The organism is Aporhodopirellula sallentina SM41 (genome assembly GCF_000346505.1).
GTDB lineage: Bacteria > Planctomycetota > Planctomycetia > Pirellulales > Pirellulaceae > Rhodopirellula > Rhodopirellula sallentina.
Genome location: NZ_ANOH01000183.1, coordinates 1 through 24,100 on the forward strand (window position 1 = coordinate 1; position 24,100 = coordinate 24,100).

The window sequence follows — 24,100 nt, forward strand, 5'->3', positions numbered from 1 at the left end:
ACTCAGGTGATTTCGATTGGCAGTCGGCGGAAGATCGACATTGGCCGGGGCCCGAATTCTGGGCAAACCGTCTGCAAGATTGGGGCATCGTCGACGGACAACTGCAGTGCGAACCGCAATACGGTGGCAACGATTGGCGAACCGTTCACTTGCTAACCTACGACCTGAACGACTCAGGGAATCAGTTCACCATCGAACTGCAAACCGAAGCCACACCGGAGGGACGCGTTGGGATCCTATTGGCCGGCGGCGAAGGTGAACTGAACTACAAACAAGCGTCAATGATTCAAGGAATCCCGGGGCTCGGTGGCGGGTTCGTCGTCGACATGGGAATCGAGGAAGGGAACGTATGCATTCGCGACTTTGGCACCGACGCGGAAGTCCGATTCCCCGAACCGCTCGCGTCTGCGTCCGTGCCGTCAAAGATCGCAGCCGGTTCTAAGGTTGAACTCACGATCATCGGCGAACGCATCGACGCGCAGATGTTTCGCGTCAAAGCGAGCGTGGTCGAGGACGGCGAGGTGATCGCGGAAACCGAGACACGACTGCCCGAGAAACGGTTGGCGGGCAATATCGCGATGGTCAGCATGCAGGGATCTGCACGTTCGTCTCATCGGTTCCGTCGACTCTCGGTTCGCGGTGATCGCATCGCCTCACATCCTGAACGTGCCTACGGTCCGATCGCTGGCGTTCTTTATTCGGTCGCCGGTGGTGATCTGAAAGTGGGGGTGCAGTGCATGTCGATCGGAAAAACCATTCACGTCGAACGTGATGCTAAGAATAGCCGGCGTACCGGTGTTCGGTTGGAACGACGACAAACCGACGGGACTTGGGAACCAGTGTCGCGCGTCGTCGGCGTGAGCGAACCGGACTACTACGCATTGATCCGCGTCACCGACTACGACAGTTCCTCACCGGCGAGCTTTCGCGTCGTGATGATCCACGGTCCCGAAGATGCCGCCGCGTATCGGTTTGAGGTTCCTGCCGAACCGGATGACGGTCGTCTCGTCGTGGGCGGCGTTTCCTGTACGGGCGACATCGGACGAAAAACACTCGCCAACAAGAAACTGCTCGAACCAGGAGAATCGTTCATCGGTGTCTGGACTTCCGCGAATCAGTGGGCTCCTTTTGACGGGATCAGCGAACCGTTGATCGAACAGGAACCCGACATCGTGTTCTTCACCGGCGATCAGCTATACGAGTGGTGGCCGACGCCAATCGACATGACCGACGCGATGCCGAGTGAAGACTATCTGTATAAATGGTTGATCTGGCATTGGTCGTTTCAGAATGTCACGTCGCGCGTGCCCTGTTTGCTGCAGACGGACGACCACGACGTTTGGCATCCGAATCTCTGGGGCGAAGGCGGTCGTTTGATGACCGAAGGATGGGAGAAAGGCGGCGGCTACGTCAAAAGTGCGTACTTCGTCAACATGGTCCAACGAACCATGTGTGGACACAATCCAGACGCCTACTCTCCTGGGCCGAGCGACAGTGGGATCACCAATTATTATTGCACCTTCCGGTACGGCGGCGTGGATTTCGCTCTGCTCGAAGACCGCAAATTCAAATCGTCGATGCCGAGTGTCGAGGCGGGCGCCGATCCGACGATGCTCGGCGACGCCCAGCTTCGCATGCTGAGCCAGTGGGCGGAGGATGAGCACGCGACACCGGCAAGAGTGATCGTCAGCCAAACCAACTACGTGACCATCAACACGATCGGCAACGGAAAACTCCTTCCCGATCGTGACTCCAACGGTTGGCCGAAACCGGCACGCGACCGGGCGGTCGATCTGTTTGGGAAAGCCGGAGCGTTTCTATTCACCGGCGATCAACACCTCGCGTCGGTGACACGAATGAACACGCCGAGTTCGAAAAACGGTGTCTACCAATTCTGCCAACCCGCCGGCGGATGCATTTGGTGGCGTTGGTTTTACCCGAACGCGAAACAACATATCGGTGGCGGACCAAAACCGGGACAGCCGAGCTACCTCGGTGAGTTCCAAGATGCGTTCGGAAACCATTTCGAAACCTACGCGGTCGCCAATCCGGGCCCCCGCGAAGCCATGTCGTCGTACAAGAACACCGATGTCTCGCGGTTCATCCTCACACCCGAACAACGCAAAGCCGGAATCGGCACGCGGTACCGGATCCACCAAGGCGAAGGCTTTGGTGTCGTCCGCATCGATACGAAAAACGACCGGATGGTGCTGGAATGCTGGCCGGATCGAAATGCCACCATGCGACAGCCCTACCGGCAGTTCGACGGATGGCCGGTTGAATTGAAGCTGAGTGATCTTTCGGCGAACGATTAAAGCAACTTGAAACTGGACGTGTTCAATCGCTGTAGCTGGATTCGCCAGAATTCAGGCCACCGAAGTCTTGCGACATCGGCTACGTCATTCTGAAAACCTTACCTCATCAATAGGTCCGGCTAGCGAGTGATCGCCGCCATCGCTCGTTCGCCAAGTGCTCGGTTTGGAAACGTTCTCACTTGGCATCGGCCTCGGTAGGTTCGTTGCAGTTCTTTCACTTTGTCCGGCGAACTCGTCAACATCACGGAACTGCCGGCGACGACCAGATAGTAGGTTTGGTTCTTGACCGGGTCGACGTACTTCAAACTCAACAGGTGTCGATTCATTTCCTTTTCGACGCTCGCGTAGTCGTCACCAAAGTGTTTCGTAAACACCTCGCTCGGCGAATCGAATCCATCGGACAATGCCGCGATTCCTTCGAGTGGCCGTCGTTTGCTGCAATCGAGCACACACGCGAAAAGCTCTTTCTGATGCCGCCGGGAGAGAGTGTGGATAAGGCCCCATGCGTAGGCGTAATCCAGTGAATCGAGATCGTCCGAGGCAGTGATCCGGCGGACCGTGTTGCCGCTCGCGTTGGGTTTGCGTTTCTCCCAATCGTTTGAAATTTCCATCATCCGCAGTTGATTGGCCGATCCGAGCCCACTCCATCGGATCCCTTTCTGGACCGAAGTGGGCGCGTAGAACTCCGCCAATCCTTCGCTGAGCCAGAGTGGCCAACGTGAAAGCCGCTGCTGGACACCGATGTTGTGAAGGATCTGATGCGCACCTTCATGAGCGATTGTGGAAATCGCGTTCTTCACCGCGATCTCGGGTGCATGCGTTGACAGCGCCGATCGTTCGTAGATCAGCGACGCGTTGGTTTCCGAATCGTAGTAAGCGACAACGCCATAGGGCATTCGCCGGTATTCTTGAAACTCTTCATCGGTCGAAAACGCGATCACGACCAACGGCAGTTCGGGTTCGTGAACGTCGATCCCGGACCGTTCAAAGTACCGACGCACTGCCGGATACATCGACTCCAGGATGTTACGTGACGACCGGATAAACAACTCGCTGCTGTTGTAGAGATACAGAAATCGGCGACTGCGGATCGACTCGAATCCGGCCAGTTTCGGGTCGGCGAGCAACTTCGCTTCGAGCTCGTCCATTGTCAGCGGTTGGAATGGTTTCTCGGTCGGCTGCGTTTGTTCGGCCGGATACGATTTCAATGACCCGTCGGGCATCAACACCACGTTCGTTGAGCCGATGCCGACGTGAAGACGGCCGACGACTGTTGCTCCGTCGGCATCTCTGACGAGGACGCGTTCATCGTGCGAGTGTCGAATCGGTCCCGGAGTCAGACGCAAACCGCCCGACTCGGCAGGCGATTGTTCGATCAGCGCCCCCGCCGGAAGACCTCCGCCGCTCATTGGCATCATCGGTGTGTTGCGAAGCCGATCCTGCATCTCGCGGCTGTTTTCTTCCATCTTCTGCATCGACTGTTCAATGCGTCTTCTTTGGTCCTCGAGTCTTTCTCGCAAACCGGCGAGCGGATTGAATTGGGCAGCAACTGTTGGAAGGAAGACGTTGTGCAGCAGTCCCATTGCCACGACCAAAACCAGATAGTTGACACTGCGATGCATGGGGACGCCTCGGATCAAGAAGAGAAAATCGTCAACGTCTATGGTAAGTCGTCACGAGCCCTCGCGATACAAGATGCCGCACTTGCGTGCCAGGAAATTTGATTTCGTTATCGCCGTGTTCCCTGCGGCTTCCGTGGGGCAACCGGGGATAGAACGCCTCCCGCAGATCCCCCACAGCGTTTTCACGCCGAAGGCGTTTCAGCAATTAGCCGGTGGTCGAGCGTAGCGAACACCACCGGAATCAAATTGCCTAGAAGTAGCGTCGACCCCGGAAGCGCTCGCGGAGATTCAAGCTTGTTTGCCATGACCCCATCCGGGGTCAAATCATCGCTGGGGGCCGGCCCCCGTGGGTGTCGCGGCGCTCTCCCCACGGCTAATCGCAGAGAATCCCTTCGGGATAGTTTTGGATAACCAGAGCGAATGCTCATCGGCGAGTGGGTTAATCGATTTTTCCGGATAGGATCGAGCTCACGACCCTGCATTTAGGTTCCGCAGAACGTTGCCTGCACGACCTCATGGGCTTCGGGTGGGTTTTCGTATTCGGAGAATTCGGGTTGCTCATCGAACGGCTTTCGCAGCAAATCGACGAGCTGATGAAACGGTTGGAAGTCACCTCGATATCCAGATTCGATGGCTTGTTCGACTCGGTGGTTGCGGGGAATGTAGATCGGGTTGTGCGTTCGCATCAATTCGATGGCCGCCGAACGGTCGACTCCTTCGAGACGTTGACGCCATTTGTCGAACCATCCCGCAAACACGTCCGGTTCATCGAACCATTTCGACACCGGCAGAGCATTGTTTTGTTCCAGTGCAACCGAAAGGTTCCGGAACACCAACGTGAAATCCGCGTGCCCGTCCGCCATGATCGATAACAACCCGTCGACCAAGTCCCAGTCGCTGTCGTGGTTATCGCTATCGAGGCCACTGTTCTTGCTGATCCCGATCTTGGCATAAAAACGCGAACGCATCTCTTCGCGGTGGATCGGAGGAAACTTATCGAGAGACGCCGTTGCGATCTCGACTGCCTCTTCTTCTGTGTCCGCCAACAGCGGTAACAACGTCTCGGCGAAACGCGCGAGGTTCCAATGACCAATCGGACTTTGGTTGGCGAACGCGTACCGCCCCTGCTGATCGATCGAACTGAATGTTTTTCCGGGATGATAAACGTCCATGAACGCACACGGGCCGTAGTCAATCGTCTCGCCCGAGACGCTCATGTTGTCGGTGTTCATGACGCCGTGAATGAACCCGAGTTGCATCCAGTGTGCGATCAACGACGCCTGACGCTGCACCACGCGATCAAATAACGATCGATAAGGGTGCGGATCTTCTTTCGCTTCAGGGTAGTGTCGATCGATGACGTAGTCGGCAAGAGTCTTGACGTCATCGTCCTGGCTTCGCGCGGCAAACCACTGGAACGTTCCGATGCGAACGTGCGACCGGGCGACTCGCGTCAACACCCCGCCGGGAATCGGGCCTTCGCGAAAAACAGGTTGTCCGGTGGTAACGGCGGCGAGGGAACGTGTCGTCGGAACTCCGAGGGCGTGCATCGCTTCGGAAACAATGTACTCGCGGAGAACCGGTCCGAGAGCCGAACGGCCGTCGCCGCGACGCGAGAACGGCGTCTGTCCGGAGCCCTTGAGTTGAATATCGAAACGAACACCGTCGCTGCGAACGACCTCGCCGAGCAAGATCGCTCGACCGTCGCCCAACTGAGGCGAGAATCCACCGAATTGGTGACCGGAGTACGCCATCGCGATCGGTTCCGATCCGTCGGCGACTTGGTTGCCCGCCAGGATCTTTGTTCCGACGTCAGAACGGAGCGTATCGAGATCCGCACCGAGTTCGGCGGCGAGTTCTTCGTTCAGCCGAATCGTTTCCGGATTTTTGACCGGCGTGGGCACGATGTTTTCAAAGAACGTCGCGGGAAGCCGCGAATACGAATTGTCGAAACGAAAAGGCACGGGCACGATCAGCAATTGGAAAGGCAAACGGCGAATTGGAGAGCTGGCGAATTGTAGCAGCGTTCCAAGAGGCGAGGTGAGGAGGGCTCGTTTGCGGCTCCTCACCTTTCCGGTCTCGTCTTTCGCGTTTCCCTTTGCTTCGATCGGACGCGGATTCACGTGTGGAGGTGGAATCCGGTTTGTGGTGCCATTGGGGAGCGTGGACTGAATTCTGCCGAATCCAGCTACGTGGGGCTGTATCCAGCTACGCTGTGCCGGATTCAGATACTTGGGCTCCCTAGCGACGATGCGTGATTAAAACGCGGGGGCGAAATGCACGGCTTTGAGGCTCGCCGTTTTCCGTTCGCCGTCGAGACAATTGACCTTGATCGTGTAGCGTCCCGCGGCGGGGAAATTGATCCATCCAATCGGAAACTGTTGGTAGTTGTGCGACGAGTTCTGTTGGTTGCGGATCGTTTCGCCGTCTTCAATCGCAACTTCCCACACGATTCGGCCTTCGCCCGAGTACGTCAACTCGACGTTGTAGTCGCCAGGTTCGAGAACATCGACGGTCCAGGACGCGGAACTGTGATCGTTCCATTCGAACGCGTGGACCACGCCTTTCCACTCGCCGTATTTTTCCATCCAGCGTTTCTCTTCCTTCTTCGCGTTTTCCACATCCGCGAACTCGGCCAACAGCGTCGTTTCGATATTCGGATCGATCGCCCAGGTCGGATCCACTTTGGGCTCGCCGGCGAGTTTCAACTCGATCACGGAAACCAATTTCTCCGGTGCACGTGCCGGCACGCTGATCACAACGGTGTCGTTCTCGCGAGAGGTTTCGAGCGGCGTTGATTCGGAACCTTTGAGCAACGATGCCGAAACGATTTCGGTTTTCAGATTTGGCAGATACAGCTCACCGGACGTTGGCCAATCGAAGACGCACAACGACAGCGTATTGCCGCGGCGAGTGACATCGCCCCACGGCAGAGCATGTTGCCACGGCGAGGCGTCTGCGGCGTAGACAACCTGCGGGTAGCGACGGATCCATTCTCCGGCGGTGCGGAGTGTATGAGCGGCTCGTTCCGGTACGGTGCCGTCGCCTTTGGGCCCGATGTTCAACATGTAAGTTCCGCCACGCCCCACGCAGGCGAGCAAACGTTTGAGGATTTCCCGTGGTGACTTCCAGTACTCGTCGTACCACGCGTACGCCCATGAATCGTTGGTCGTGTCGACGCTTTCCCACATGCCTTCGATGTTGTGACGTGGGACTTCCATGTCGCCGAGGGTTTGGTAGTCGCCGAGGCCATGTCCGGCGCGGCCGCTGACCATCGCGTGCGGTTGGTTTTCGTGGACGACCTCGACCAGCTTTTCAACATAGTGTTTCGGCATACGTCCCGGGGTGTCGAACCATACGATCTCGATCGGGCCGTATTCGGTCGTGATTTCACGGACCTGTGGTAGGCATTTCTTTTCAAAATAGTCGTCAAACGTTGCCCGATTTCCGTTTTCGTCTTTGCCCGGTCCGCCACCGCCGCCGGGGAACGTCCAGTCCTGGTTGTGCGAGTAATAGAACCCGAAACCGAGCCCGGCATCGCGGCACGCGCGAGCGAGTTCCTTCATCGGATCTTTGTTCCACGGGGTGGCGTCGACGATGTTGAAGTCACATGCCTTGGAGTGATACATCGCAAAACCGTCGTGGTGCTTGGCGGTGATGACGATGTATTTCATGCCGGCGTCTTTGGCGATGCTGGCGATTTCATCGGCGTCGAAGTCGACCGGGTTGAACGTGCCGGCGAGTTCTTTGTAGCGATCGATCGGAATGCGAGCCATGTTTTTGTGCATGATCCACTCGCCGATCCCATAGTAGGTTTTCCCGTCGACTTTGTTGCCGAGTTGAGAATACAGCCCCCAGTGAATGAACATCGCGTAGTTGCCTTCATCGAACAGTTGCCCGCGGTCGGCGTTTTCGGCTCGTAGTTTGACAACGCGATCACCCCACAGTTGATCCATGCTGCGAGAGCGGACGTTACTGGCGTCTTGGGCGGCGAGCGTGAGCGGCGTGAGGAGACAGCCAACAGTTGCGAGTCGAAGAAGTATGCGATGGAACATGAGCAGATCGTCGTTGAGGGGATAGAACTCGTTGGTGAATGATTCGTTGTAAGTTTGTTCGAGGCCGATCAAGCGGCGGTTAGCAACCCTGCCCGACTCAGCGGTCTACGTTGGATGCCAGGCAATCCGTCACGACAGGTTGAACGCCGAACGCAGTTCATCGATGACGGCGTCGGGCATGACCGCGACCTTCCCGATCGCACCGGCGTTGATGACGGCTTCAGCGGTGGCTTCGAGAACTTCGAGACGGTCGAACGCGTCAAGCACACTCGTGCCGACAACCACAACCCCGTCGTTGTCGAGAATGGATGCCGGGGAATGAGTCGATGCGTACTTGGCAATGCTGCCGCCGGCGAGGTACTGAACGCCGTAGGGAACGTGATCCACATCGAGCAGAAACACGTAGCTCTCGGGGATCGTCCGCGTGTTGAACTTCACATCCGTGACACTGAACGCGGTCGCGTTGACCGGGTGAGCGAACACGACGGCTTTGGCGTCTGGGTCGTTTTGGTAAATCGCACGATGAGCGAGCACCGCCCGGCTGGCTTTCTTGCCGAGTTCTCGCTGGCCATGATGGACCAAGACGATGTCGTCGGGAGTCAACCGTTCCCGGTCTTTTTGCGTTGGCGTTATCAGGAACGTGTCCGCATCGAGACGCGCCGAAAAGCTGCCTTCGGTGCTGATCAGAAGTCGTTGCCGGCATCCGCGTCGCAGAAAATCGCAAAGTTGGCGACGCAGTTCTCGTTCGTTCGCTGAGGCGACGCCAGGTTCAAACGTGGGTAGGTCGACGCTGCGGTCGTGCGCCGTTTGCAGTTGTTCGTCGTCGAGGTAGCGAACCGGGCCGAGTTGTTGGGCTTTGATCAGCGTCTTGCCCGCGAACTCGAACGCCTCGAATCGTTGAAAGGCACACGGCAGCGAATCGCCACCAACGACCACGCCGTGATTCTCCAAAATAACGCTGTCGCATCCCTCGGCAAAGGTCGCCGCGATGTTGACGCCGAGTTGTTCACTGCCCGGACACGCGTAGGGGGCAAATCCGACGTTGCCGCTGACGCTGTGGGTTTGATGAAACAACCGCGTGTTCGGAACCGATTGGCAAATACTGTAGGCGACCAACGCGACCGGGTGAGCATGCACAATGGCTCGGATGTCCGGCCGGGATTCGTAGATCGCCTTATGAAACGGGAACTCCGACGACGGCGGGTGCAGTCCGTCGACAGTTCCGTCGGCTTTGACACACACGATGTCGTTGCGGGTCAAATTGCCTTTGTCCACGCGAGCGGGAGAAATCCAGATGTCGCCGTTTTCATCACGAATGGAAAGATTGCCGCCCGATGTGGTCGTCATTCGATAGCCGTAAATACGGGCCATCGTTTGAGTGATTTCGTCTCTCGGGTGAATCAGCGAGCGTTGGTTTGACATGTTTTTCTCTGCGACGTTGGCAACGTTCGGCCGCAATCCAGTGAAGTGGAATGCGATGCGGTGGAATCGATGCCGTGGGGATTGACCGTGAGCACTAGCCGTGGCTCGACGTCTGCGATCGGGATATGCACTGGGATCGCGAAACGCCGTTGAACGGCAATCTAATTGTATAGGCTCCTCGGCTCCCCGTTGTCGGCGGGTGACTATCGACTACGCAAGGTTGCAAATCGCTGTTGGGCGTCCGACCAACGCTGTGGCTCGTCGGGTTGGAACTCGTCGATCGTGAACGATTTCCCAACCAATTCGCGGATCGCGGCGAGCGAATCGAGGTCCTTCATCGCGTAGGCTTGGATCAAAACGTTTCCGATCGCAGTTGCCTCGACGGGCCCCGCGAGCACCTTACGACCGGTCGCGTTTGCCGCGAATTGGTTCAGCAACGTGCTCTGGCTGCCGCCTCCCACAATATGCAGCCTTCGGATCGTCCGACCGGTCAAGCGTTCTATCGTGTCGAGTGTTTCCCGGTAGAGTAACGCGAGACTCTCAAGAATACATCGTGCAAATTCACTAGGGGACTGTGGTTCAGGTTGTCCGGTATCGCGGCAGAAACTCGCGATCGCTTCGGGCATGTCCTCGGGGCTGAGGAAACGCGCGTCATCCGGATCGATCAGGCTGCGGAACGGCTCAGCCGACTCGGCCATCGCGTTCAGTTCGGCGTAATCGTATTCCTGACCGGCACGTTGCCACGACCGCCGCGACTCCTGCAATAGCCACAACCCGACAATGTTTTTGAGAAAACGGGTCGTCCCGCCAAACCCGGCTTCGTTGGTGTAATTGCCCTGAAGAACGTCGTCATCAATTTTCGGTTCCGGCAGTTCCACCCCGATCAGCGACCAGGTTCCCGAACTGAGATACGCCCAATCGTCATCGGCCCCGGCGGGAACCGCAGCGACGGCGGCCCCGGTATCGTGCGAACAGGTGGCAACCACCTCGACGTCGCGCAAATTGTTTTCGCTCGATAATTCCGCCGTGATCGGGCCGAGAATGGTTCCCGAGGAAACGATCGGCGGGAACAACCGCTGCGGCAGATTGAAATGCCGGATCAACTCGTCCGACCATGTTTTCTTAGTCGGATTGTAGATCTGCGTCGTGCTCGCCAAGCTGACTTCGACGCGAGCCACTCCGGAGAAGAGATAGTTCACGTAGTCGGCAATTGTCAGGAATTGGTCGGCGATGCTGAGCAGGTCGCTGTTCTCCTCGACGTCGGCGATCAAATGATAGAGCGTGTTGATCGACATGAACTGGATGCCGGTTTCGGAGAAAATCTTCTCACGCCCGATGGTCTCCAACGCGTGGGTGTACCTTTTCTCGGTTCGAGCATCGCGGTACTGATAGGGCAACGCCAACAACGGTTGCCGTTCATTGAACAACGCATAGTCCACGCCCCACGAGTCCACGCTCAGGGAAACGACCTCGATCCCGCGGGCAGCGATCTTCCGCAGGCCGACCTTGAGTGCCTCGAAGATGCCAAGAATGTTCCACCGCAGCGAACCTTGGATGCGGACCGCACCGGTCGGAAAACGATGGACTTCCTCGAGCACCAATTTGCCATCGCTGACGCTGCCTAGCATCACGCGGCCGCTTTCGGCACCGAGATCACACGCGACGTAGTATCGATTTTTCATAGTTTCAAAGCTTTTTGGCGATAGTGTTCATCGATGCGGTTGGCGATCCGGTCGACGTCCTCGTCCGACAGGAACACGGGGCCACCGAGTGCAGCGGCGCCGACGAAAATCTCGGCGGATTTGTGAGCCATCAACATGGCCGCTTTGACCGCACCGGGTGTTTTGCCGAGCGTGATCAAACCATGGTTGGCCAGCAAAATCACTCGCGGTGGTGCCCCGAATTCGTCCGCGAAGGCTTGCGTTTTCTCACGGATGACTTGGGACAATCGCAGCCCCGGGTCGGTGTAGGGGACAAACACCGATCGAGCACCGCAGCACACGATTTCATCGGGAAAGAGTTTTTGCGTCGCAAATTGCTCGGCCATCGGCGAGCACAGAATCTGGTTCACCGGAATGCTGTGCGTGTGCCCGACAAAGTTCACACCAGGCAACGACAACAGGTACGCGTGAAAGAGCGTCTCGACCGAAGGTTTTTTCGATTCAGGGTCGACACGACACGCGAGCAAATGGTCTTCGATCTGTTGATCGGTAAGATCATCCTGGTCCAACATCGGAAGCAGGGCGTCGAATCGACACGCAACGACGTCATCGCCGCCGAGCGTTTCCAAACAACTGCCGCTGGCTTTCACCAAAAACGTGTCGTCGTCGATCTTTGCTGACGTGTTGCCCTCACCCAGGATGGCGAGATCGCGATCTTCCTGGCCGAGAAAATGAGAGAGTTCAAGAAGTTCGTTTTCGGTAGTTTGGCAGGCCATGGGATCTTTCAGTGAAACAGACAGTGGACCAAGCAGCGTCGCGGTCCGTAGTGGATTGCCGATCCTCCGAGACCGCGACGTTGACGGACGGAGGATCGTCGCAAAGGTGAGTTTCCGCTACACGCGTCCGTAGAGCGGTCCGAAGTTTTCGCACGCTCGGAAGTCAGCGGATTCGAGGTTATCGGTGCCGAACGCGTTCCAAGCACTCGGACGGAACACGCGTGATTCGTCGACGTTGTGCATGTAAACCGGAATGCGAAGGATCGATGCCAACGTGATAAACAGGTGACCGACGTGCCCGGCTGTCATCACGCAGTGATTGGCCCCCCAACGGTTCATCACGTCATAGGTGGACGTGAACGAACCGCGACCGGTCAACGTTGGGGCGAACCAAGTGGTCGGCCACGTCGGGTTGGTTCGCTGGTCGAGGGTGTCGTGAACCTGCTCGGGCAACTCAACCGTATAACCTTCGGCGATCTGCAACGCAGGCCCGAGACCGGAAACCAGGTTGATCCGAGTCATGGTCGCCGGCATGCCGCCAAGCGTGCGGAATCGACTGCTCATGCCTCCGCCGGGGAAATATTCGGTAATCGAAGGGTGCCAGGTGGTCGCCTTCAAACATGCCTGTACCTCTTCGTCGGTGATCTCCCAGAACGGTTTCATCGTCGGGGTGCCGTCGGCGTCACGTTGTTGTCCGGTGCCATCGAGTGTCGCCGGTCCCGAATTGATCAGGTGCAACAATCCGTCCGAGGCGTGGCCTTCGAGTTGGTATCCGTCGCACGCCGATGCGACCGCGTCGGGGCTCCAGTACGTCCGCAGGTCAGCAAAGACCTGGGCGGTGTTGGTCAGCAGGTGACCGAACAACATGGTCGCCCCGTTCAGTCCATCATTTTCTGTCGCGACGATGTACGGCGTCCGTTTTCCGTTCCAATCGAACGATGTATTGAGGATCGCTTCCATGAAGTCCCCGTTGGGGAAGTGGTCGGTCCATTGGCGTTGGCCTTGGAAGCCGGATGCGATCGCTTGATGTCCGTGAGCCTGTTCGTTCAAACCCATGTCGGCCAACTTGGGATTGCCGACCATCAGGTCCCGAGCGATCAGGACCATTTTCACGCAGTCGGCCCATTCGGCGTCGAGCTGTTCGCGGGACCGCTTCGTTTCGTCGCTGTTGTAGTCTTCGCCTTCCGGGCAGTTCTCTTTCACCCACGCGAGTGCTTGATCGAATTCGGCCTGATCGTACTGGCCTTTGTTCATGCGGCCGATGAACTCGCTCATGTCGATATCTTCGACACGCATCCCGAGCCATTTTTCCCAGAAGGCAAAATCAACCATCGACCCGGCGATCCCCATCGAGGTGCCGCCCATCGACAGGTACGCTTTTCCTTTCATCAACGCGGCGGCCAATCCGCATCGTGCGAAATCGAGAATCTTTGCCGTCACGTCGGCCGGCATGTTCGTATCGCCGGCGGACTGAACGTCGCGGCCGTAGATGCCAAACGCGGGAATGCCCTTCTGAGTGTGGCCCGCCAAAACCGCAGCCAAGTAAACAGCCCCCGGGCGTTCGGTGCCGTTGAAACCGAATACCGCCTTGGGCCGCAGCGGATCCATGTCCATCGTTTCGGATCCGTAACACCAACACGGCGTCACCGTCAGCGATACGCCCACATTTTCACGACGGAAAAAATCATCACACGCCGCGGCCTCGGCAACGCCCCCGATGCAGCTCTCCGCAATCACACACTCAACCGGATCGCCGTTGGGGTAGTGGACGTTCGCGGTGATCAGGTCGGCCACCGTCTTGGCCAAATTCATCGTTTGGTCTTCGAGTGACTCGCGAACACCACCCAATCGTCCATCGATCGTGGGACGGATGCCAATTTTGGGAAGGTCGCCTTTCCAAAGCGTCGGTGATGAATTGCCAGTGGACATCGAACAAGTTTCCTTTCAGAGGTACCGGCGAAATACGCGTTGCCGACTAAGTGGATCGGTCGCATTTCGCTCAGTGTGGGGACGTCAATTGATGTGAAATTGCAAGGAGGTTTGTGTAGGCGGTTGCATCGCTATCAGTACGATGAGACATGCTGTGCTCAGGCAGCCGAAACGGGCGTGTCTCTACGTCGCAACAAAGCGACCGAGAATCCGAACACGGCGATGACAAGGAAGCAAAACAGCGGCAAGAAGAACGAAACACGTACAGACTCGAGGGCTTGTCCGGCGATGGTCATGCCTTCGCCGTCGATCAGCGAGCCTTGATAGCGAGGCATGAACGCCCCGCCGACGATTGCGAAAATCAAACCGGCCGAACCGAGTTTTGCGTCATTCGGTGTCAAACCGTTCAACGCGATGCCGTAGATGGTGGGGAACATCAACGACATGCACGCCGAGACGCCGATCAGGCAGTACAATCCGGTCATGCCCTGGATGAAGATCGCTCCCGCAGTCAACGCTCCACCGCCAACGGCCAAGATACCGAGCAACAGACCGGGATCGAGAAACTTCAGGATGAATGTGCAGATGAAACGACTCGCCAGGAAAATCCCCATCGCCAAGATGTTGTAGTTCTGCGCCTGCGAGGCACTCAAACCGACCAACGTCATTCCGTAGTGAATCACGAAAGTCCAACACATGATCTGGGCACCGACGTAAAACGTTTGCGCGATCACGCCGCCAACGTATTGCCAGTTGGTGAGCAAGTTTTTCAGCAAACCGAGCAGGTGAATTTCCTCTTCTTCCTGACCGGTATCGGGCAGTTTCGTGACGACGAATAACGCGAGTACCGCCAACACGATGATGGCGATCACAACGTAGGGCGTCTTCACGACATCGAGGTCGTGAGCCACCATCGCCTGGCGTGCCTCGGGTTCAGTGACCGCGTGCTCTTCCATCGACGTTGTGATCAGCCCATCGACTTCGCTCGGTAGCATTGTCGCGTACTCGGGGTGAGCAGCGATCTCGGCAGAGCGGAATTCCGCCACCTGTAAACTCGGCAGAATAAACGTGCTGGCCACCACCATGCCGGTCAACGATCCGATCGGGTTGAACGCCTGTGCAAGATTCAATCGCTGCGTCGCCGTCTCGCGAGGCCCCATCGACAGGATGTAAGGGTTGGCGGTTGTTTCGAGGAACGCGAGCCCAAAGGTGAGCACGTAAAACCCGACCAGGAAGATATTGAAGTCCATCATCATGCTAGCCGGGATCGTCAGCAGCGCCCCGACGGCATAAAGCAGCAGACCGATGATGATGCCGGACTTGTACGAAACCTTCCGAATGACCAACGCAGCCGGAATCGCCATCGTGGCGTAGCCGCCGTAGAACGCCCACTGCACGAGGCTGCTCTGTGCGTTGCTGATCAGGAAGATCTCTTTGAACGCGCGAACCAACGGGTTGGTGATGTCGTTGGCAAATCCCCACAACGCGAATAGCGATGTTACCAAGATAAAAGGGAACAGGTATTCGGTTGGCACGACCGCGGATGATTGGGCCGGTGCAGTTTCGCGGCCGCGATCCGATTGGGTATCGTTGTCAGACATGGACGAGATCGTCTCGCAAATCTTGTGGGGATTGATTGGGGGTCTTCAAAAGCACGTCGGTGTGCTCGTGGGGACGTTTGGTTGGCGTTTGATCGAAGCGTTCGGTAGTGGGTGTTCGGTAGTGGCGTTGGGTGAGTCACGACGAGCATGAGCGTCGCTTGCCAAACGTCGACCTGCGACCTGCCGCGTCAGAACACCGCAGAGGCTTTTCTAACGATCGTTTCTGATAACTAATCTGGACGACGTGACCTTTTCGAATTTTCGGTGTTTCACTAACGCAGGACCGTCGTTGTGACATTTTCAAACATCGAAACACACGGATCCGGACCGGCCCCTCGGGGTGTCTCAGGCTTCCCATCGCAATCGCGAGGGAATAAAATGCGTCTTGTGTTTTTTCGCCACGAAAGCAAGATTATCGAACCTAAGCGGTCACCTTAGAACAAAATGCGACACATTGATATCGTTTTGCGGCAAATTTCGCCCACCTACGAAGGCCTATGAAACCGAAAGCCCGCCCCCGAATCGCGTTACTCGTTGAGGCCTCACGGGCCTACGGTCGCGAACTGCTCCGCGGCGTGGCTTTGTTTGCCCGAACGCAGGTCGACTGGGCGTTGTTGCATCAAGAGATGACGCTCGATTCGGACATCCCGGATTGGTTGGCGACATCACGAGTCAGCGGCGTGATCGCGCGGCTGGACGTGCACTCGATCGACGCTCTACGAAAACTCCATGTTCCAATCATCGACGTCCGGTGCAATCGGAAATTTGACGGTGTCCCCCAAGTCGAAACGGACAATCGGAAAGTAGCGCAGCTCGCGTTTGAACATTTGTGGGACCGCGGCTTTCGCCGGTTCGCGTATTGCGGTTTTCGATTTGCATCTTATTCCGAGGCGAGGCTGCGGTACTTCCGCGACCTCGTCGCCGCGTCGGGATGCCCACTGACGGTCTACGAATCGAAAGGAAAACCGAGCAGTTCGTTGACGATGTTGGAAACTGCCGGCATGAGTGACTTCGAACCGATGTCGCGGTGGCTGTCTGAATTGGAACGTCCGACAGGAGTCTTCGTGTGCAATGACATTCGCGGGCAACAGGTCTTGAACGCATGTCGAGCGATGGAATTGGCGGTGCCGGATGACTTGGGGATCATCGGTGTCGATGACGATGACGCGATCTGTTTGCTGTGCGATCCGACGTTGTCGAGTGTCCGCCCGGATGCTGAACGTGTCGGATACCGAGCCGGCGAAATCATGCACCAAATGCTATCAGGCCTGCGTCCCGAACAAGACATCGAGCTGATCGCGCCAAAGAGTGTCAGCGAGAGATTGTCGACTCGCGTTGTCGCCGTGGATGACATGGAGTTGGCGAGAGTGTGTCGCTTCATTCGCCAACACGCCTGTGACGGAATCAACGTCGGCGACGTCGCGGAATTCACGACGTTGTCACGACGGCAGCTCGAACGTCGTTGCCAAGAAGAACTCGGACAAACTCCTCACCAACTAATCACGGCAAATCAAATCTCGCGGGTGAAGCAGTTGTTGGCCGAAACCAAAATGACACTCGAACAGATCACGCGACGCGCCGGTTACAGCCATAAGGAACGTCTCAGCGCGGTGTTCAAACGCGAAACAGGCCAAACTCCGGGCGAGTTCCGAGCCCAAGCCGTAAACGCCCAAGCGTCGAGTGAGCTGAAGGCGTAAGTGATGTAGAGTCTGCAGCGGAGATCGCAGCTCAACAGCTTCCGTAGTGGATCTCGTTAAAGATCCCGCTGCATGAGGATATTTAGCAAGATCCACTACCACATACCCAAAAAGCTATGTCGGAGCACCGGGCAACGTGGGGTGTTCGGTGATGGCGGCGTAGGTTCGTTTCCCGCTGCGTCCGATCCACAGACCGAGAGGTTGGTCGCCGCAGCTTTGCATCTTTCGACTCAGGTGCGCCGGATCGAGATCGTGGCCGCGGACTTTGACCAGATCAGGAAACGCTTTTCGAGCCCGAAAACAACGTCTCAGCTTTCGATCGTCGCATCCGACCACTTCGACGACCCGAGCCGCCATCGCCAAAGAGGCCCACGGTTGCAAAGCGTCGATCGAGTCGCACGTCAGGAACCCGCTCGCAGCCCCGACTACCCGGGCGCCGATCGAGCGAGCGAAGGATTCGGTCAGGCCTGCAGCACGGATCGCCGCATCGGGGTCGATGATCCACTGCCCAATGATATCGGAACGTTTGCCTGTCCCCTTTTTCTCGGAATGCGTGTCAGCGGGCAGCATCGTAGCCCCCGGGGATAGAGCCTCCGATTTCTTCGTCGACGCGTAGACGTGCGCGATTCCGTTGCGAATCGTGATCGCGGATTTCCCACCGGCACGCATGCCGTTGTTTGCGACCCAATCGTTCTGGAGCACATCGCCGAAGATGACGGTTTGCTCGCGGACGCTGCCTCCGGTGCCGATCCAAGTCCGGTGAATCGAAGCGGACTGTTCGTCGGAAAGCTTCGTTGCCGGGGCGAGTTTGATGAGACCGCCACGCGTCGCACGCATCAACGCTTCGACGCGGTCCCACGACGGCACGAGATCGTCCGCGTTGGTATGTCGCTGTCCGTCGGCGCGCCGGTCCGGGTCGATGTGCAACCGCTCCGCATCGCCGATCAACTCGTCGATCGATGCCGTTTCGACATCAACTTGCTTGAGCCTTGCGGTCACGTTGGCAACATCGAGGTTGGCCTGAGTGAACGACAACACATCGATATCGATGTCGACTCCGGTTGTCGCGCCGCGACGAGCCAAGGCGATCGTGTCACTGCCGAGGCCGCAGCACAAATCGACAACCGGACGGTCCCCCATCCAACTCGCTTTCAATCTCGCGACACGGTGGTGAGTCGATTGTTGCAATCCGCCGCGCGTAACCCACCACGCCTCCCCGTCCCCCGACGTCTCGCCAAAGGTGCGTTTCGCTTTCACTTGCAATGAAGCGATATCGACCAACACCGCACGCTGCGCCGACGTGAATGAATCTTGGTTGCTCTTTGATGCCGGGTCGTTGCTGAGTTCGGCAAGGCGAGATTGCAACTCCGGAGTGATCTCACCGAGCGTGCGATGTTCGAACGAGGATTGAGTCATGTCTCGACGCTGGTTCCGTCGCGGAGGTTTTGAAGGTTTGTGTGCATTTTGTCGAGGTTGGTACTCTTTGCAATTCGAGCGAGCCAGTGAACTTGCCGAGTCGTGACCGGAACCGGAGCCTCGGGATCCGCGGTCGATGGTCGGAGCGTCGTCGATATGGCGTGAATCAATTTGTCGATACCACTTGGTTGCGATTCTTCAGAGCTGGCGATCGTCTCCAGCCAGCGACCGCCTGCGAAATCCTGCGAAGCTTCGTTTGAAATCAGGTCGTACTTGTTGATCACTCGGACTACCGACGAATCAGGATTGTGTGATCGAATGGTCGCCTCAATCGTTTGGGTGTCGTCAAGGGACGCCGGATCGACGACCATCACAATCAAGTCCGCCGACGCGATTGCCGCCGTCCCACGCCGGATCCCTTCTTGTTCGATGACTCCTCCACCCGAACGGATTCCGGCGGTATCGCCGAGACGAATTGCGAGCCCGTCAATCACGGTGTCGCAATCGACGACATCTCGCGTGGTACCCGCCGCATCGTGTGTGATGCTACGCCCATACCCTACGATCTGATTGATCAAGCTGCTCTTGCCAACGTTCGGCGGGCCGGCGAGCACAACTCGGTAGGGAACCGCGAGATGCAGCCCGATCGACGAGCGACTGAGCAGTGTGCTGGCGGAATCACGAAGTTCACGCAGCAGAACGCTCAAAGAGGTTTCACCGTCGGCGAGTCTGCTTTCGTCGCGTTCTATTTTGCCGCGTTCGTTTTCAATTCGCTCGGTCCATTCGACGGCCCACCGCAACATCGCACCGCGGGTCTGAGCCAGCGCCACCGCGGCGTTGCGACGGGTCGTGCAATGGACGAGAACCGACTCGGCTTCGCGGATCAACGGTTCCGTCGGAGTACCGAGTTGCTCATTGACCGCAGACACGAACTGTTCCGGGGCGACCTCGATCGCACCGAGTTGCACGAGCGACGTGATAATCCGATTCACCGCAGCGGCTCCTCCATGCCCGTGCACCTCGTAATGCCGGTCGCCGATTGGCGTGAGCACGACCGATTCGCCGCGTGGTTTCACGTCGGCGTTGATTGGCGTCTCCGAAGACGTTGCTTGGTCGAGCCATGTTCCATAGCGAATCTGCCCGGGACGCCACGGCGAATCAGTCGCGGACGCGAAGTTTCGGCCGATGATCGATTCGGCTTCCTCACCGAGAACCCCAATGACCGCCACAGCGGATCGCCCGGGTGCGGTGAGGCGACTAACGAGAGTTGAGCCCATCAAGCACTCTTGCCGGTTGGACTTTCGTCGCCACGATCGGCAACGTCATCACTCGTTTCGCGTTGCATTGCGAGCAGGTCCCATAGGCGTTGGTCGGTCAACGATTCCGCGATCAGGTGCACGCCGTCGAATGCCTGCCCGCGGGTGTGCTCGTTGGGAATGGCAACGGTCGTCGCTCCCGCCGCGACGGCTGCTTTGCAACCGTTGCCGCTGTCTTCGAGTACCAACATCTGCTCCGGAGAGATCGACAACGCGTCGGCCGCCTTGAGATACATCTCCGGGTGCGGTTTGCCGTTGACGACATCGTCGCCGGTAAGGATGAACGCGAGCTGATCGTGCCAGGTTGTTGTCGGAAGGATCATCTCGACAAACCGGCGTTGACTGCTCGTCGCGAGCCCAAAGGGGACACCACTGCGAATCAGGCGTTCCATCCACAAATCCAATCCAGGCATCGGACGCAGATGCTCGAGCAGCAATTCGGAGTAAACCGTGTTGGATTCTTCGAGCAGCTTTGCGGGCTCGTCATCGAGTTCGTGGAACGCGATCATCTCGCCAATCGCACTCAAACCGACACGGCCCATCATCCGTGCTTGCAGGTCGTGACAAAACCGCCGCCCTCTACGCTGCAACACAACGTCTCCGACGCGAAAATAGATGCGTTCGGTATCGAACAGCAAACCGTCCATGTCCAACGCAACACCGCGAATCGCGTGCGGCGAACGATCGATGGAGGGCGTTTGGTGATCGGAATTTGGCGAGGGCCGCGTCGGGCCGGAATCTTGGTTTGCGTTAGATTGTGTGTTGGAAGTCAAAGGTCCATCTCATCCAATGTATCAACGAGTCGATCGAGTTCGTCCTTGGGGCGGTCATTCTTCGCGGCTTGTCGTTTCTTCAATTGATCATCGATACCGACAGTTCCACGGCCCGCGAGCAGCAGTTGCTCGTCGCGTTCCCGAGCGGCCGTCGCGATCGGATCCTCACTCGAGTCCGGCGCACCGAACAACTGCGACAGATCAATCTTAAAACCTTCGTCTCCGTCCGTGTCCGCACCCGCGATCGCGGGCGCTTTGTGCTGCGGAAAGATGATCGCGTTCTCGGGGCAAACTCGACTGCAGGCCGGGCACCCCTTGCGACAGTTGTCGGGCTGTTCGACCAGGATGCTCTCGACACCATCGACGCCGTAAACGCCAAACAAACAGAAGTCAACGCACTCCATGCAGTTCGTGCAGCGACTGTAGTCGATGACTGGATACCAACGACGCGACGCGTTCTCGTCGACGGCTTCGATCTTCCCGCCAACAATCGGCAGCGAACGTTCGCTGACAGGGTCGCTGTCGAGCCCGAGGATACGATTGATTTCCCCGATGAACACGGAGGTGTCCTCGGATGTTTTCAGGTCGATGCAGTAGATCTTGCGGTTCGGCCGCGGGAACAAATCCGTCATTCGCTCGACCGGTGCCGTGTCGTCTCCGGTCGCCGGATCCGCAGCCTGTTCTGCTGCCGCCGCGTCCGTCGCTTCATCGACTGGTTCGTCATCGTCCGCGTCGCCGAGCTGAACTTCGCCGACGGTTCCCCGAACTCCGTTGCGGTCGAGGACCCAGTGGGCGGCACGGGAGAAAATCCAACTCGCCAAAATCACGTCGCCCTCGATCGCACGCAATCGAGCGATCGCTTCACCGTTCTTGGGAAGATCATACAAGTGCGGCACGACCACGACGTTCAGGTCAGCGATCTTGCCGCCGGCTTCCGCGATTGCCTGTTCCAACGCGCGTTTCGCGGGATTCCGCGATTGGCCCTTGGAAACGACGAGGGTGCAGGAAGTGGTGGTCTCGGCACGGATCATAAGGCGTTGGGCGGGCGAATTGGAGGGACGTGCATTCGATACTATCGTGACTGTCGAGACTCGATCGTTCAAGCCGCCGGATTGATTTGGAGAAGAACAGGCGTTGATTCGATGATTTTTCGCAGGCAGCGCTCGATTCTGCATCGAAGAATTGATCGTTCGGCGGAATGACGTGCTCGATTGGCCCGGCGTCCATGGTGCAGTCGGACGGTTCGCTCGCGTTTTCAGCATCGAATCGCAACGCCACTGTGACGTTTTGAGTGCCGCGCCGTTGCGTGTGTTTCGTTCTCGAAATGTATTCGTTCGGCAAGCGGTCAGGCGCGCCGCCGCTAATCTAGCGACTCGTCACTACATCCCTGGCCTGTTAGCATGACGCCTGCGCGTTTCATCAATTTTTTTGAACCAGAGAGTTCTTTGATCTCAAACCAATTCCTGCCACACGTTGTCGTTCTTGCCAGCCTCATTTCCCCCGCCATCGTTTTCGAGCAATCGGCCTTACTCGCCCACGACGCGAGTCCATCCTCCTCGGGAGTTTCCACGTTGAACGAATGCACGACCGTCCACGATTCGATCCTTCGTTTCATTGGCGAGACCGATTGGCAAAAGCTAAAGCAAACGTTACCCGAAGAAAGACGCGAACTGGTGACGAAACTCGTCGATTGTGCGGAGACGCGAATTCGCGAAAGTCGACCGCTGCGATTGACATTCATCTGCACACACAACTCGCGGCGAAGCCAGTTGGCTCAGGTATGGGCACAAACGGCCGCAGCCTACTTTGGGCTGACTCGCGAGGACGTGCTCTGTTTCAGCGGCGGGACCGAAGCGACCGCGTGCAATCGGAGAACGGTGGAGGCCCTACGACGTTCGGGTTTTGTCGTCACCGAGACCTCTCTATCGCCCGACGTTGTGGGAGAGACCGACAATGTGGGAGATCCCGCCAATGTGAGAGAGCCCGATAGCGTGGGAGAGCCCGGTAGTGTCGGAGAGATTGCGAAAGACAACGTGCCGTACGAGGTCTCCTTCGGTGAACAGCACCCAGCCATCGAATGCTTTAGCAAGGTCTACAACCAGTCGCATAATCCGAACACGCAGTACGTTGCGGTGATGTGTTGCGATCATGCCGATCAGAACTGCCCGGTCGTGTTTGGTGCAACGGACCGCATCGCGATGTGGTACGTCGACCCGAAAGCGTTCGACGGAACGGACCGGGAATCTGCCGCGTACGACGAACGCAATTTGCAGGTCGCTCGGGAGATGTGGTCCGCGATGGGCGAGTTGGCTCAACGGTTGCAATAGCCGTAGCGGTCGTCTGCAAACATCCTCGCTTTGCCGCGTGCGGTCGTAATTCTCGTTCGGCTTTTATGTGTTTTGCGGCACAACCGGCCGACCGATTGTCGCGATCATAACCACTGTTAAGGCAACCGGATTATTACGATTGCTGAAACCTCGCGGTCGCCGATGACTTAGATCATGAGGTGTTCGGCAGCGTGCGGAACACATGGCAAGTCACCGAGACTTCTCGATCACACGAGAGTCGTGTCTGAGCGTTCGGTTGCGTGAACCGGCGTTGGGAGTGAATGGGATGATTGGCGGACGCATTGGAAAAGTCGCCGTGTTGGCCGTCGCCGCTGGGACCCCGTATGTCGCGAATGAAACGGAGTGGGGACGTAGCGCGACCAGTACCATCACCAACCAAGTCACCGCAGCGACCGGATCGATCTCTTCCGCAGCACCTTGGATCAGTTCTTCCGGTGAGGCGGACGTCGGTGGCGTCACGGAAACCTTCGGGTCGGATCGCTACCCGATTCACTCCCTCCATCAAGTCGAAACGTTACGACCGGTATCGGCGACACGTTTCCGTTACGAGGAAGACATCGCGAGGAAACTCGGCGGGATGCCGGAAGAGCAATCCGCCGGTCCGAGTCTCGCGGGGAACAACGTCGCCGACATCCGCGAAGCGTTGCGGTTCGACCTGACTCCACCGATGATCCTGAATCGCTTTTCCCGCGTTTCGACGGTGCTCGCGGACTTGCAACTCGAAGGCTTGCGTGTCCCCGTGGTGACGGGCATTCGCAGCGACGATCTCGCGGGCACGTTGACGTATTACTTTGACCGTTCGGGCGCGATCCAGCGGATCAATTTGCACGGCTTTACCGGGGACGCACAACGGATCATCGCGACCCTGACCAGCCACTACGGGCTCGAGGGCGAGAAAGCTCTCGACGCCGGCGTTTACACCCGCCGCTGGAACGGCATTCCCGTGCACCTGCTGCGGATCTCACACGCTCCGGTTGTTTTCAGCGATGCGGTCCACCAGAAGTACACGGTCTTTCTGGAGTTGAACCAACCGAACCTTAAGTACGGAATCAGCGAAGAAGCCCGCCGCATCGTTCAAACCGACCGATGGACCGGACGTTGGTAAGAAAGACGCCGGAACGTCGCTACGCTTGGTCCGGCCTACAAAAATACTAGTCGACATCAACACC

The 24,100-nt window shown here is 57.7% G+C and carries 16 protein-coding genes; 4 read left to right on the forward strand and 12 right to left on the reverse strand.

Going from position 1 to position 24,100, the window contains the following annotated elements:
* On the forward strand, nt 1–2,315 hold a 2,315-nt coding region (locus tag RSSM_RS11775; protein WP_052336036.1), incomplete at its 5' end, for an alkaline phosphatase D family protein.
* A 119-nt stretch (nt 2,316–2,434) separates the two neighbouring features.
* On the opposite strand, the gene RSSM_RS11780 is transcribed toward RSSM_RS11775, so the two are convergent.
* From RSSM_RS11780 to fucP, 8 genes are all read right to left on the reverse strand, one after another.
* Nucleotides 2,435–3,937, reverse strand: a complete 1,503-nt coding sequence (locus RSSM_RS11780) for a DUF1570 domain-containing protein (RefSeq protein WP_008678531.1) — start codon at nt 3,935–3,937, stop codon at nt 2,435–2,437.
* A 482-nt stretch (nt 3,938–4,419) separates the two neighbouring features.
* Nucleotides 4,420–5,901: a protein adenylyltransferase SelO gene (locus RSSM_RS11785; protein WP_144059747.1), complete on the reverse strand. Its 1,482-nt coding sequence runs from the start codon at nt 5,899–5,901 to the stop codon at nt 4,420–4,422.
* A 294-nt stretch (nt 5,902–6,195) separates the two neighbouring features.
* Nucleotides 6,196–7,992, reverse strand: coding sequence for an alpha-L-fucosidase (locus tag RSSM_RS11790; RefSeq protein ID WP_044302367.1), 1,797 nt, complete (start codon nt 7,990–7,992; stop codon nt 6,196–6,198).
* 129 nt (nt 7,993–8,121) lie between these two features.
* The gene (locus RSSM_RS11795) at nt 8,122–9,414 is read right to left on the reverse strand and encodes a class II aldolase/adducin family protein (protein ID WP_044302368.1); all 1,293 of its coding nucleotides are present in this window, start codon (nt 9,412–9,414) and stop codon (nt 8,122–8,124) included.
* Between the two features lie 203 nt (nt 9,415–9,617).
* On the reverse strand, nt 9,618–11,096 hold the full coding sequence (locus RSSM_RS11800) for a rhamnulokinase (protein WP_008678540.1): 1,479 nt from the start codon (nt 11,094–11,096) through the stop codon (nt 9,618–9,620).
* Entirely contained in the window at nt 11,093–11,851 is a 759-nt protein-coding gene (locus tag RSSM_RS11805; RefSeq protein ID WP_008678544.1) for a class II aldolase/adducin family protein, read from the reverse strand. The genes RSSM_RS11800 and RSSM_RS11805 overlap by 4 nt, the downstream gene beginning before the upstream one ends.
* Nucleotides 11,852–11,968: 117 nt before the next feature.
* Nucleotides 11,969–13,780: an L-fucose isomerase gene (locus RSSM_RS11810; RefSeq protein ID WP_008678545.1), complete on the reverse strand. Its 1,812-nt coding sequence runs from the start codon at nt 13,778–13,780 to the stop codon at nt 11,969–11,971.
* A gap of 158 nt (nt 13,781–13,938) precedes the next feature.
* A complete protein-coding gene (gene fucP / locus RSSM_RS11815; RefSeq protein WP_008678551.1) occupies nt 13,939–15,381 on the reverse strand; it encodes an L-fucose:H+ symporter permease in 1,443 nt (480 codons plus the stop codon).
* 497 nt (nt 15,382–15,878) lie between these two features.
* Here fucP and RSSM_RS11820 point away from each other — a divergent pair, with 497 nt between their 5' ends.
* Nucleotides 15,879–17,078 (forward strand): XylR family transcriptional regulator, encoded by a 1,200-nt coding sequence (locus RSSM_RS11820; RefSeq protein WP_008678553.1) that lies wholly within the window; start codon nt 15,879–15,881, stop codon nt 17,076–17,078.
* A gap of 114 nt (nt 17,079–17,192) precedes the next feature.
* Here the strand turns inward: RSSM_RS11820 and RSSM_RS11825 are convergent, their stop codons facing one another.
* From RSSM_RS11825 to RSSM_RS11840, 4 genes are all read right to left on the reverse strand, one after another.
* Nucleotides 17,193–18,494: a class I SAM-dependent methyltransferase gene (locus RSSM_RS11825; protein WP_008678554.1), complete on the reverse strand. Its 1,302-nt coding sequence runs from the start codon at nt 18,492–18,494 to the stop codon at nt 17,193–17,195.
* Nucleotides 18,491–19,771 (reverse strand): GTPase, encoded by a 1,281-nt coding sequence (locus RSSM_RS11830; protein ID WP_044302364.1) that lies wholly within the window; start codon nt 19,769–19,771, stop codon nt 18,491–18,493. The genes RSSM_RS11825 and RSSM_RS11830 overlap by 4 nt, the downstream gene beginning before the upstream one ends.
* A complete protein-coding gene (locus tag RSSM_RS11835; protein ID WP_261340255.1) occupies nt 19,771–20,499 on the reverse strand; it encodes an HAD family hydrolase in 729 nt (242 codons plus the stop codon). Before RSSM_RS11835 ends, RSSM_RS11830 begins: the two co-directional genes overlap by 1 nt.
* Nucleotides 20,500–20,579: 80 nt before the next feature.
* The gene (locus tag RSSM_RS11840) at nt 20,580–21,614 is read right to left on the reverse strand and encodes a 4Fe-4S dicluster domain-containing protein (protein WP_044302370.1); all 1,035 of its coding nucleotides are present in this window, start codon (nt 21,612–21,614) and stop codon (nt 20,580–20,582) included.
* A 540-nt stretch (nt 21,615–22,154) separates the two neighbouring features.
* Between RSSM_RS11840 and RSSM_RS11845 the strand changes: the two genes are divergently transcribed.
* Entirely contained in the window at nt 22,155–22,910 is a 756-nt protein-coding gene (locus tag RSSM_RS11845; protein WP_144059748.1) for an arsenate-mycothiol transferase ArsC, read from the forward strand.
* Between the two features lie 286 nt (nt 22,911–23,196).
* Nucleotides 23,197–24,036, forward strand: a complete 840-nt coding sequence (locus tag RSSM_RS11850; RefSeq protein ID WP_044302372.1) for a DUF6690 family protein — start codon at nt 23,197–23,199, stop codon at nt 24,034–24,036.
* The last annotated feature ends 64 nt before the right edge of the window (nt 24,037–24,100 follow it).